General features: G+C 50.6%; 12 protein-coding genes. 6 read left to right on the forward strand and 6 right to left on the reverse strand.

All coding sequences use genetic code 11. The features are described from left to right. Positions 1-225: 225 nt before the first annotated feature. Positions 226-1113, forward strand: a complete 888-nt coding sequence (gene rhtA / locus N6G83_RS22775) for a threonine/homoserine exporter RhtA (RefSeq protein WP_024527518.1) — start codon at positions 226-228, stop codon at positions 1111-1113. 132 nt (positions 1114-1245) lie between these two features. Further along, positions 1246-1713 (forward strand): N-acetylneuraminate anomerase, encoded by a 468-nt coding sequence (gene nanQ, locus N6G83_RS22780; RefSeq protein ID WP_024527517.1) that lies wholly within the window; start codon positions 1246-1248, stop codon positions 1711-1713. Positions 1714-1757: 44 nt separating this feature from the next. Here the strand turns inward: nanQ and N6G83_RS22785 are convergent, their stop codons facing one another. From N6G83_RS22785 to N6G83_RS22810, 6 genes are all read right to left on the reverse strand, one after another. Continuing rightward, a complete protein-coding gene (locus N6G83_RS22785; RefSeq protein WP_260524028.1) occupies positions 1758-2963 on the reverse strand; it encodes an aldose 1-epimerase family protein in 1206 nt (401 codons plus the stop codon). 271 nt (positions 2964-3234) lie between these two features. Then, entirely contained in the window at positions 3235-3768 is a 534-nt protein-coding gene (locus N6G83_RS22790) for a shikimate kinase (protein ID WP_211135838.1), read from the reverse strand. 66 nt (positions 3769-3834) lie between these two features. Then, on the reverse strand, positions 3835-4797 hold the full coding sequence (locus tag N6G83_RS22795; RefSeq protein ID WP_211135837.1) for an aminoimidazole riboside kinase: 963 nt from the start codon (positions 4795-4797) through the stop codon (positions 3835-3837). Positions 4798-4820: 23 nt separating this feature from the next. Continuing rightward, on the reverse strand, positions 4821-6188 hold the full coding sequence (locus N6G83_RS22800; protein ID WP_211135836.1) for a carbohydrate porin: 1368 nt from the start codon (positions 6186-6188) through the stop codon (positions 4821-4823). A 181-nt stretch (positions 6189-6369) separates the two neighbouring features. Next, positions 6370-7803 (reverse strand): glycoside hydrolase family 32 protein, encoded by a 1434-nt coding sequence (locus tag N6G83_RS22805; RefSeq protein WP_199061990.1) that lies wholly within the window; start codon positions 7801-7803, stop codon positions 6370-6372. Positions 7804-7821: 18 nt separating this feature from the next. Further along, a complete protein-coding gene (locus N6G83_RS22810) occupies positions 7822-9063 on the reverse strand; it encodes an MFS transporter (RefSeq protein ID WP_065686931.1) in 1242 nt (413 codons plus the stop codon). A gap of 245 nt (positions 9064-9308) precedes the next feature. On the opposite strand from N6G83_RS22810, the gene N6G83_RS22815 reads away from it, so the two are divergent. The 4 genes from N6G83_RS22815 to glnH all read left to right on the forward strand — a co-directional run bounded on the left by N6G83_RS22815 (position 9309) and on the right by glnH (position 12687). Further along, positions 9309-10316, forward strand: coding sequence for a LacI family DNA-binding transcriptional regulator (locus N6G83_RS22815; protein WP_211135835.1), 1008 nt, complete (start codon positions 9309-9311; stop codon positions 10314-10316). A gap of 364 nt (positions 10317-10680) precedes the next feature. Continuing rightward, positions 10681-11184 carry a DNA starvation/stationary phase protection protein Dps gene (dps, locus tag N6G83_RS22820; protein ID WP_021180512.1) on the forward strand — a complete coding sequence of 168 codons (504 nt, stop codon included), beginning with the start codon at positions 10681-10683 and terminating at the stop codon, positions 11182-11184. A 155-nt stretch (positions 11185-11339) separates the two neighbouring features. Then, positions 11340-11606 (forward strand): DksA/TraR family C4-type zinc finger protein, encoded by a 267-nt coding sequence (locus N6G83_RS22825; protein WP_024527508.1) that lies wholly within the window; start codon positions 11340-11342, stop codon positions 11604-11606. A gap of 337 nt (positions 11607-11943) precedes the next feature. Next, on the forward strand, positions 11944-12687 hold the full coding sequence (gene glnH / locus N6G83_RS22830) for a glutamine ABC transporter substrate-binding protein GlnH (RefSeq protein WP_024527507.1): 744 nt from the start codon (positions 11944-11946) through the stop codon (positions 12685-12687). Positions 12688-12730: the final 43 nt, after the last annotated feature.

Raw genomic sequence — 12730 nt, forward strand, 5'->3', positions numbered from 1 at the left:
CGAATTATACTCCTTTTTGTGACGCTAATCACCTATCCGAGATCCAGAATACTCTTAAAAAAAGAGCACTTATTGGTTGCTTGAACCAAGTTGGCGCATATTTTTGACAGATTCAACTCGGCCCCCCGTTTTTCGCCAACACCTTGCTGTCAATTCCTTTACACTGTGCAACACCTGTACTCAATACCTTCCCAGACGCTGGGGAGTTCCATAAGGCCAGAAAGGATGTCTTCGTCTGTAACCACTAAAGCGTCTTCCACGCTGGTGCCCGTGTGTTTACTGATCATTGCAATGATCTCGATCCAGAGCGGGGCTTCATTAGCCAAAAGCCTGTTCCCGCTGGTGGGTGCCGAAGGCATCACCACCCTGCGCCTGAGCATCGGTACGCTGATCCTGTTTATCATTTTCCGTCCGTGGCGCATGCGTTTCGCCGCCGGTAGCCGGTTGCCATTGCTGATCTATGGTCTGTCACTGGGAGCGATGAACTACCTGTTTTATCTTTCTTTACGCACGGTGCCACTCGGTATTGCGGTGGCGCTGGAGTTTACCGGCCCGCTGGCGGTGGCGATGTTCTCTTCCCGCCGCCCGATCGATTTCATCTGGGTGGCGCTGGCCATTGCCGGTTTGTGGTTCCTGCTGCCGCTTGGCCACGATATGGGCAGTATCGATCCCGTGGGAGCAGCCTGTGCGTTGGGTGCCGGTGCCTGTTGGGCGATATACATTATTTTCGGCCAGAAGGCCGGGGGAGATCACGGGCCGGGCACCGTAGCCGTGGGATCGTTGATCGCCGCCATCGTGTTCTGCCCGATCGGTGCCTGGCAAGCCGGCAGTGCGCTGTTAAACGTGGATATTCTACCGGTGGCTTTGGCCGTCGCGGTGCTGTCTACCGCGTTGCCATACTCTTTGGAAATTATCGCCTTACCCAAGATCCCCGCCCGTACCTTTGGCACGCTGATGAGTCTGGAACCGGCAATGGCCGCTCTTTCCGGCATGATCTTCCTCAACGAACATCTTAACCAAACGCAATGGTTGGCATTGGCCGCCATCATTACCGCCTCCATGGGGGCTACGTTAACCATCAAACCCAAACCAAAGGTTGAAAGCCTCTCGTAAGCCCGCTGGCGTCTGGCGGCAAGTCCCCGGCGCCACGCTCAAAAGGTTGCATGATTGCAAGCCAGTTAACTTTTTTCCTGAACAATAATAGACATACTCGCAGCAGGTCTTTTTTTATTAGGGAGAATCAGGATGATCTACGGCAGTTTGTACAACCCCCGCTTCGGACGTGGCCTCTCACCCGCTTTAGCCAATATCCTCAATACCGTGCGTCAGTATGATTTGCCTGGCCTGCCGTTAGGGCGGCATGAAATCGATGGCGATCGGGTGTTTATGAACGTGATGGAACTGATGACAGAACCGGCGGAAAGCAAACGCGCCGAACTCCACCAGGAGTACCTGGATATCCAGATCCTGATCGGCGGCGAAGAGCGGATCGATTTTGGCCTGCCAGACAGTTGGGAAAGCGGCGATCTTTACGATGAAAGCAAAGATCTGCAATGGCTGGATATCAAACGCAGCCCGCAGACCCTGAACCTGACGCCGGGCATGTACGTGATCTTCTTCCCATTGGAACCCCACAAACCCGGCTGCCAGATCACTGAGCCAAAAAATATCAAGAAAGTGGTGGTGAAAGTCCACTACGAACTGCTGCTTTGACGCCAAAGAGCCGGTCGCTTGACCGGCTCCCCCTTCACCAGACGCTATTCCACCGCAATTGGAGTCTCGACCAGTTTAACTTCTCGGTCACCTTGCAGCGTTTTTATCTTGTTTTGGTACTTTTTTACTTGTTCAGCATTTTTCAGCAACGTGTAAGTCAGCTCGAAATCGGTACTCTTCCCAGGCTGTAATTGTTTGATTCGCCCCTGCTCACGTTCGATTTTTACCGGATACGCATAGCTGGTCCCTGGCTCAATCCCGGTAACATAGCCCTGACGTTCCGTGTCAGTGTTTTTCCACAGCGTCAAAACCGGCAACTGATGGGTATCAAAACCAATCGCAACACCCCGATCCCCTTTCTTGTTGTTCATCATCGCCAGGGTTTTTCCTTGCGAATCACTGTAAGGCACGATGTTGAACACCATCTCATCGAAGCCTTTGGTTGGCCCCTGGTAAGTATGCCAATCTTTCAAACCGCCCTTGGCATAATCATTAAACGGCGAAATCTCTTTGATTGCCGCACTGAACACGGCCCCCTCTTCCAGCAACGGCTTACCGAAGTTACTGTGATAAATAATCTGATAGTCACGAGGATAATCAGCACGATTGGTTAAACGATCGTGAACCGTAAACTGTTGAGTGCCGGGAACGTAACGCAGCTCAGTCCAGGTTTCCAGATTACTTTTCTTGAAGGTATTTTCTTTCAGCAGGCCGCGGATACGGACTTCATAAGGCGCTTTTTCAGCAATATCTACCACCACCTTGGAAGCCGGGGTGTTTCCTGCACGGCCATGTAACGTATACAACGTGCCGTTTTCTACCCCCGGGTGCCCGGTCCATTCGTAGCCGCAGCGCACCATCATTTCGTTAAAACCGTCAAGCCAACCCACCCCGTTGCGACTCTCCAAGTTGATATAAGCCGGATTGACCACCTCGGTCACCGGTGAATCCCACCCCAACCTTACGCCCGAACCGTTGACATGCAGAATATCCATACCACGCGTTGGGCTAAGGGCGATGGTCAACCCATCACTGGTTAGGGTAAGGACTTTCGATCCCTCTTGCTTGCCACCGTGCAAGACTTGCTGTTGCAGGCTGAAACGCGGGCCGGGAATATTCAGCTGTGAGCTGTCAATCCGCCAGTTGCCAAGTTCAATACCGTTCTCACTGTCGGTCAATACGATAGCTTGAGCACTGGCATACCCAGAAATCAAAGAGATAGCGAGCGAAAGTACAGTAAGCTTTTTCATTTATTGTTCCTTCCTGGTTAGCTGAATGGTTTTAGCAAAACCATCACAAACTAAGTTCTTAGCCCGTTTTAAAATGCGATGAGGGTCACTTTTTCAACAATCAGGATGGAAATAACAAAAATTTCGTGACTAAAAGCGAGAAAAATAATGAATACTGAAGCTTAGCTGACAAATTAATCAGATGAAGATCGTGTTTCAGGCTGAAGTAGATTCAGCCTGAAACAGAGGCTCATGCATGGCGAACATAAAAAGCTGAATCGAGTAAAGCTCACTAACAGAGGCTAGCCAGAAAAGCCGCTGTTTCCGCCGGAGAGCGCAGTTGGATAAAGCGGATAGAATGATTGGCTGCGTCCTGCTGGTCTGCCAGATACTTTATACGATTCTTGCGGTAGGTTTTGATGGTCCACAAGATGATCGACTCACGGCTAAAGAAAGAGCGGCGAAAGCTCTCACAATTGCCGGTGCCGGGCCAGAGCTCAGTCTTGTGCCAAGCCCGCACCGATGCACGGCGAACGGCCTGCCACAGCGTGCGACAGAATCCGTAATCAACCCAGACAACCCAGTCAACGTCCCGCCATTTCACGGCTTTGGTCCGGGTATAGTTGCCATCCAATACCCACCCTGCACGGGCCGATACCAGCGCCTGTCCGACCAGATGCAAGAACTCGTCATCTGAGGCATTTTGCCAGTTTGGCCGCCAGTAAAGCTTATCCATCTCGATATAGGGTACGGCCAGCTTTTGCGCCAATTGGCGGGCAACGGTGCTTTTACCGCTGCCGCTGGTGCCCACCACGTTAATTTTCATGCTTTGCGTCGATATCCATTTTAACTGACTTATAGACATCTTATATTACAATAGGTCTGCTGCATTTCACTCATCAGGGTTTAGAGAATTAACCTTAAATGTCAGTCTATGCTCAGATCCAATAAAACTTCTGACACTCTCCGCATCGGGTAATGCTGATAAAGCTCCTTTTTGTGTAGTCGCCAGCGCACCACAGGCGCTGGCTTGCGTTAGCGCTAATTTCAATTGTTCAAAATCAAGCAAACCATTTCCAAGAGAGATATTTGCCAACAGCCCAGCGATAAAGGCATCTCCTGCCCCCGTCGTATCTATACTTTTCACCTTGTACGAGTCTACGTGTATGGCCAGCTCTTGCCATAAGACAATAGCCCCTTGGATACCACGGGTGACAATTTTAAGGCTAGAAGGAAATCGCTTAACTCTTTCCAACGCTTTTTCATAATGAGTCGTACCGGTTATCCAGTATAATTCTTCCTCTGAGAGTTTTAAAATATCTGACTGATGAGCAAATTGAGTTACCGTTGCCAGCATCTCCTGTGGATTCCCCCACATTTTCTCCCGCAGATTGACATCAAAGCTCAAGATGCCACCGCGTTGCTTTATTAAACTTATCGCCTTGACCAAGGTCTCCCGGCTCTGCTTGGCAACCAGAGCCAACGAACAAAAGTGCAATATATCATCATCAAAATCGGGTAGATTTTTAGAGGATAAAAACTGGTCGGCAGAAGGATTTACCAGAAATGTAAAACTGCGATCGCCATCATTCCCCAGCGCTACCAGCACGGTACTGGTATGATATTGCTCATCAAATTGTATATGCTGCGTTTCGACTCCCTCTGAATAGAGTGTTTGCTGGAGAAAGTGGCCAAATGGGTCATCACCGACTCTGCCAATAAAACCACAATCACATCCCAAACGAGCTGCACCCACAGCAACATTAAACGGCGCACCACCAGCGCAAGCTTTATATTGCATATCTGGCTGAGGTAATAAATCGATTACCGCATCGCCAACTGTCCACAGTTTCATAGTGTTTCCTTAACCCCCCAATTTTAGAATAAATATTTGAAGCGCACCCTCATGCCATAGCGCATATCGGTGTCACCTGGATTTATTGTCGAAGCATCCAGCCAGGAAGCATAAGCCCCTAGGTAGGTATTAAAGTTTGGCATATCCATAATATTCGGCAGTTGCCAGGAAGTATGAATAGTGTGGATATCGTAGCTTCCTGGTGCCAGGATCGCGCAATCGCCGTCGCATTCAGCATTCACACTGTCCATATTGAATCGGTCGATTTTATTATGCGCGTAGATATAGCCCAGCTCAACGCGGTGCCATAGCGCATTGATACCTGCGCTGAAGTTCTTTTCATCCGTCGCATCAAGATATGCGGTGCTCAGGTTCACCACCGCCCCGTTCTGCGCATCGGTTTTCAGCGTGTTCCAGCTCATGGTCATACCGTAGCCGGTACGCCTGGACTGGTCGACCCAAAGGCCCTGCTGATTCTGATAGCCGTAGGCATTATTAACAAGGTTGCTCTCCAGCGCTGCAGCCACCGACCACTCTCCGGATTGCCACGCGGCTACAGGGCGCACGTAAACCACGTTTTTACGGCTATCCAGCGCGTTGCCGTGATAGTTCTGATCGACAAACAGCGAACTACCGTCCTCCACCAGCGTATTCACTTCAAAATACCAGTTATCAAGTGTTTTACTGAGCAGGAAGTTGCCTCCGCTGCTGCTGCGCCCGCGCCCCTCTTTCATCATGTAAATGTAACCGTAGCCGTCGGAATACAGGTCGTTGGCCGTATTACCAGAATATTCAATAAAGGTATCCTGATTAAGCGGAAACATATCAAAGGCCTCAAAACGACCCATTTTAATCTTCCAGTCATCCTGCTGGCCGAAGAAAAATGCCGCGTCATCAAGATTCGTTTTACCATTCATATCCGCAAGCGGCTGTACGCTGAAACCGGCATATTTCCCATTCGACCCTTTACGTAATCCATCAAAGCCAAGCAGGATACGCCCGTTAATATCCCAGCGCTCTTTATCGCCCGGCGCCCAGTTTTTATTAGCACTGGTTTTCAACGAGGTCAGACTGCCGGTACGGCTAGCGCCATCCATATTAAACTCAACGTCACCATAGAATTTTAATTCACCATAGTCATTAAGCTGTAATGCCGGCTTGGTTGGCGTCGCGTTGGCCATCGTTACCGGTGTATCCTGCCGTTTCAGCGCACGAATCTCCGTTTCCGCACGGACGGCCCGCTGCTCGGTCTCTTTCAGTCGCTGTTCCAGGTGCGCCAAACGCTCCTCGATAGATTGAGGTGCTTGGGCGTTCGCGCAAGCGCTTGCTAAAAACGTGAGCAAACATCCGACCCGGATTTTTTTTACATGTAAACCACCATTATTTTTCATCGTTAATCCATTATTATTTAATTTATATTTATGGGTGAAACTCGATGATGACGACAACAATTACTCCCGTCACACCAAACGGGTTATTAAAATATTTAAATCCTATGAATTGAAGAATTCGGGATGCGGTACAAGCGTACACAATACTTTGTTTTCCACATCCCTTGCATATGAAAATAGATTATTCGAGCTGCCAGGCCCCCGCCTCGGATATGGAGGCCGAACCGCTCCAGGCAAATAGCATTAGCTCACGGCGCGCAGCATCCGGGTAAATACGACTGCTGAGGCACGCTTCGCCATCATTGGCAAAAACTTCCACTGAAGAGCTATCAAAGAACAACCGCAGTTTCAGCGATGCTCCGGCGGTCAACGGTACGCTTCGTACTCCGCACAGGCCATACTGCGGATAACGGCGCTCCAGAACCAGACGCTGCATCTGCGCATCAACATAAACGCGCAGACCGTCGCCGAAGCTGATGCCGTACTGTTCTGCGTTGCTGTTAGCACAATCCCAATTTAGGATCACCTCCATCGCTTCGCAGTTTTCCACCATCGTGGTCTGCTGATTTTTCAACGTACTCACTGGCCATGGGAACCATGCGCCGCGCAGACCTTCAACCTCTCTGGCCGGGCGTATTTGCAGACGGTTATCTGCGCCGAGGCTCAGCTCTCGCGGAAGAGAGAGCATTCCCGCCCAGCCATCTTGCTGTTCGGGCAACGGCGATTCCCACATATCCAGCCAGCCGATAACGATGCGGCGGCCATCGGGAGTCAGGAAGCTTTGCGGTGCATAAAAATCATGACCGTGGTCGATTTCAATAAACTCGCTTTTGCGAACAAACGGCTGCCCCGGCTGCCATTCGCCAAGCAGATAGCCGCTCTGGAACAGATTACGGTTGTTGAAACCTTCAGCCGCCATCCCCTGAGGAGAAAACATCAGTATGCGTTTATCCTCGAGGGTGAAGAAGTCCGGGCACTCCCACATATAGCCCATCTCTTTTTCCGCCTCATCAAGAACTCCGGCATCGTGCCACTGATGCAGGTCTGCAGAGCGATACAGGCGCACCTGGCCGGTCTCGCCATCGCGAGCGCCGACGATCATGTACCAGCTATCCCCTTCACGCCACACCTTCGGATCGCGGAAATGGTGCAGGCCCGGCGGAGTATCCACCACGATCCCCTGACGCTCGAAGCAGACCCCGTCGCGGCTAGTCGCAAGACACTGCACCTGATAAAGGTTAGCCTCATCGCTGGCGTCGCCATGGAATTTATGCCCGGTATAAATCAACGCCAGGGTGTCGCCATCAACCACCGCCGAGCCAGAGAAACAGCCGTCTTTATCTTCCGGGCCTTCCGGGGCCAGCGCGACCGGCAGATGCTCCCAATGAACCAGATCTTTACTGCGTGCATGCCCCCAATGCATCGGCCCCCACTGCGTGGAATAAGGATGATGCTGGTAAAAAGCGTGATACCAACCGTCAAACCAGACCAGGCCGTTAGGATCGTTAATCCAGCCCGCGCGTGCGGCAAGATGGTAGCGTGGATACCAACGCAAGTTCAGCGTTTCACATTTAGCCTGCAGTTCCTGTTCAGCCTTGGATATTGAATACGTCATATTCTTTACTCTTTTCAATCATATAGCAGAAGGTTGCGACATCAGAGGATCTGAAGATAACTTACTGGAGCGCAACAGGAAGATGGAGATAAAGGTGGTGCAGAACACCAGTAGTCCCATAATCAGATAAGACTGGGCAAAGCCGTATTTTTCGTAGCTATAGCCTGCCAGCGGCGACAGTACCGAAGCGATAACCGAACTGGTACAGGCGAACCCCACCAGGTAGAGCGTGGCAGACAGGCGTTTGTCGAAATTCAAGCTGTTGTATTTAAAGATAGCGACCAGCAGGATCGGCAACTCTACCGCGTGCAACAGTTTAGTGATGGAAATCAGCAGCGGCCCTTCCACCAGCCCGGAGGCCACCATACGTAACGCCATCACCATCCCAGCGAAAATCAGGCCATTTTTTGCGCCGATGCGGTTCACTAACCACGGGGCGCAAAACATCCCGGCGGCTTCGAGGAACACCTGGAACGAGTTAAGATAACCGTACATGGCGTTGCCTTCCTGCAACGTGGCGAATTGTGAAGAGAAGTAAACCGGGAACTGCTGATCGTAAACGCCGTAAATACAGGTACCGATGACGAAAAATACCAGCGCCCAGAAGCGCGGTAACGTCAGCAGACGCAGCACGTCATCCAGCTTCACTTTGCCACCGGACACCGCCTCCTGCATCGCGTGCGGGGCAGAAGACACCCGCAACCGCGCCAGCAGGATAAAGAACACCAGCCCGGCACAGCTGGAGACCGCAAAGTTGAGTTTCGGGTTGATGTTAAACAGAAGTCCTGCGAAGAACGTCGCCACTGCCCAACCCAGCGATCCCCACATCCGCGCCTTGCCGAATTCGAACTGGCTCTGGCGCGCCACACGTTCGGTATACGATTCCAGCACGCCGATACCGCCGTTGAAGGTTATACCGATATAGATCCCACCGAAGAGGCTTCCGAGCAATATATTGATTTGTAACAGATAACTAAACAGCAAATAGGCAGGCCCGGAAAGGATTAACAGCCCGGTAAGGGTCCAGAGCAGGTTTTTACGCAGGCCGAGTTTATCCTGGATAAAGCCGTAGAAGATTTGCGCCAGTAGCGCGGAGACGGAGAGCACCGCGTAGATAATACCGGTATCTCCGGCTTTGAGCCCCACTTCCTGGTGCAACCAGATAGAGAGTAAAGAGCCAGTAGAGGACCAGGACACGAAAAAGAAGAACAGTAATGCACTGAGTAGTGGGTAGCTATGAGAGTGATGCGCTTTCATTATGGCATTCTCGTATTGGAGTAATGCCAGCATGGTAACGTTAACAAATAAAAAAGCGCTTGTCGTTTTGCTGAGATTCATGATGTTAATCACAAAAGTTAACGTTAACATTAAAAAAGTGAGATCGAGATCAAAAATTACTCGCTACGGTTCTTTCGCTTTCTACGACAGAATAGCCGCTGAACCTTTTACATCAGTAACTTCGTCGTATAGCCTGTTACCTGAAAGTAATGACGGGAGTAATAGATATGGCATCTCTGAAGGATGTGGCGAAACTGGCCAATGTGTCGCTCATGACGGTCTCCCGCGCGCTCAATAGCCCGGAAAGGCTAAAGCCTGAGACCCTGGCACGCGTGCAGATCGCCATCAATGAGACCAATTACGTTCCCGATTTGTCAGCGAAAAAAATACGCGGTGCTCATGCTACGCCGAATACTATCGGGGTGCTGGCTCTCGATACTGTTACCACACCATTCTCGGTGGAAATCACTTTGTCGATCGAAGAGACCGCCCGGGCGTATGGCTGGAACAGTTTCGTGGTAAATATGTTCTCTGACGATAACCCAGATACCATTGTCGACCTTCTGCTTTCACACCGGCCAGACGGCATCATCTACACCACCATGGGGCTACGTCAGGTGCCACTACCGCCCAAACTGCTCACCCTCCCGTGCGTGCTGGCCAACTGTGAAAGTTTGCACGATCCGGTAGCCAGCTACATTCCGGACGACGAACAAGGTCAGTTCGAGGCGGTGCAGGCTCTGCTCGCGGCAGGTAATCGTCAACCACTCTGCCTGCATCTGCCAAAACACCATCTTGCCACCTTGCGCCGCCGTCAGGGATTGGAGTGCGCCTGCCGGCAAGCAGGTATCAACCCTGACGCCCTCATGCATGTCTATATGGAGCATGGCGATGAGCACTACCGTGATATCCCAGCCATTGTGTTAGCGCATATCAAGCAGGGTAATCCGATGTTCGACTCAGTCATTTGCGGTAACGATCGTATCGCCTTTATGGTCTATCAGACGCTACTGGCGCAGGGCCTGCGCATCCCGCAAGATGTGGCGGTCGTGGGTTACGACAATATGGTTGGCATTGGTGAGCTATTCTTACCGCCGCTCTCGACGGTACAGCTACCGCATTACGAAATAGGTCGCCATGCTGCGCTGCATATTATCCAGGGCAAGACGCAGACCGATACGGTCAAAATACCAGCTCCCTTGCTCAACAGAGACTCGATCCATATCAAGCTGTGATTGTACAAAAAGAGTTACGGCGCACACCTTAGGGATAATTGGCTATCAATATGAATTAATGGAAAAAAACAAGCCCTATTTCAACACTCAGAAACACCCTGCAATAATTACGCATTGAAATATCCCTTCAATCGGTGTCTATTATTAGTGGGGGATCTCAACCCTTATCCTCTAAAAGCTTAAAAACGTTTCTTATCAACACCTCACGAATCATAAAATATGCCATACGCCTTTATGATAAAAATATCCAGCGGTTATTACCTATTTATTTAATCGCCCTTTTCGCCCTGCAAAATAAATTTAAGCTGCTATAATTTCTCCCGTAACAAAATAGGATTACACCCATCAAGAAGAGGATATCTATATGAGTACCGCTAAACTGGTGAAAACGAAATCTTCTGACCTGTTGTACACCCGTAATGACGTGGATGAGAAAACCAAGCAGGCCGCCATCAAGGCGCTGAACCATCAGGTTGTGCAGTTCATCGATCTGTCGTTGATCACCAAGCAGGCGCATTGGAACATGCGTGGTGCCAATTTTATTGCCGTGCATGAAATGCTCGACGGCTTCCGCACCGCCATCACCGACCATCAAGATACTTTTGCAGAACGTGTCGTACAGCTCGGTGGCGTTGCGCTGGGTACGGTACAGGTGGTGAATGACAAAACCCCGCTGAAAAGCTATCCGACCAATATTCACAGCGTGCAAGATCACCTGAAAGCGCTGGCCGATCGTTATGCAGCCGTCGCCAACGACATCCGCCAAGCCATCACGGAAGTGCCGGATGAAGACACCGCAGACATGTTCACCGCCGCATCGCGCGATCTGGACAAATTCCTGTGGTTTATCGAATCCAATATCGAGTAAAGCCAGGCATCTTGGCGGCGAAACAACAGGTTGTGGGCCTTGCCCCAGCCTGTTTTTTTATCTGTAAGCCGAGTGGTATAAAAAACAGGCTGGATTACACTGAATATGATCCAAGCAAGATTGCAAGCATTCACAGGTTCAATAGTGAGGTGGGCATGGCAGGCGGATGGACAGCAGACGGCGCGGTGCAGGATCAAATCGACTCAACGGTAGATGATGCCGTGCAACGTGCTCGTCAGGCGCTCGGCCATGGCGAAAGCGAGCACTATTGCCAGGAATGTGGCACAGAGATCCCCGAAGCCCGGCGTCTGGCGCTGCAAGGGGTGCGCTACTGTGTTAACTGCCAGACTGAAATGGATAAAAAGCAGGCCTCCAGTAGCCTGTTCAATCGCCGGGGCAGCAAAGACAGCCAGCTGCGTTAACCCTACTTCCCTTCAAAACACGCCAGTTTGCACCAAATGAAATCTGACTATAGCTATAAAGTTAGAGTTAGTTATCATTATTGATCGATAATTGTTAATTATCGGTTGTTTCCCGGCTATTGTTTAGTTGATGATAGCTCAGTTGCACCACGGCGGTCGCGATGCACCATTTTGGTGCCCGCCGGTGGTGCATAAAAATTATAATTGGCTATCCAAACCCAACATCATAACGCAAACCCTTGTTTTTACAATGATTGCAAACTTGGCACGATTCTTCCATAGCACAAAATGCAACATAAAAAATGGGTAATCCGCAACCTGTACAGGAATTCCTCTCATGAAGTCTATTTTTAAAGTTTCCCTGGCCGCACTTTCCCTGGCCTTCGCCGTTAGCTCTCACGCAGCAGACAAGCTGGTTGTCGCCACGGACACCGCTTTCGTGCCGTTTGAATTCAAACAAGGTGACCAATACGTCGGTTTCGATATCGACTTGTGGGCGGCGATTGCCAAAGAGCTGAAGCTGGATTACACCCTGAAGCCAATGGACTTTAGCGGTATCATTCCTGCGCTGCAAACCAAGAACGTCGATCTGGCGCTGGCAGGTATCACCATTACCGACGAACGCAAAAAAGCGATCGAATTCTCCGACGGCTACTACAAAAGCGGCCTGCTGGTGATGGTTAATGCTGACAACAACAGTGTAAAAGGCATCCAGGATCTGGATGGCAAAGTGGTGGCAGTGAAGAGCGGCACTGGCTCGGTGGATTACGCCAAGCAGCACATCAAAACCAAAGATCTGCGTCAGTTCCCGAACATCGACAACGCCTATATGGAACTGGGCACCAAGCGTGCTGACGCTGTGCTGCACGATACGCCAAACATCCTTTACTTCATCAAAACCGCGGGCGCTGGCAAGTTCAAAACCGTAGGCGAATCCATTGAAGCCCAGCAGTATGGCATCGCCTTCCCGAAAGGCAGTGACGAACTGCGTGAAAAGGTCAACGGCGCGCTGAAAACTCTGCGCGACAACGGGACTTACAACGAAATCTACAAAAAATGGTTTGGTACCGAACCTAAGTAATTGATGAAGTTAATAAGCCAATAAGTTATTAGTTAAGCACAGG

The organism is Serratia sp. PL7, assembly GCF_945957435.1.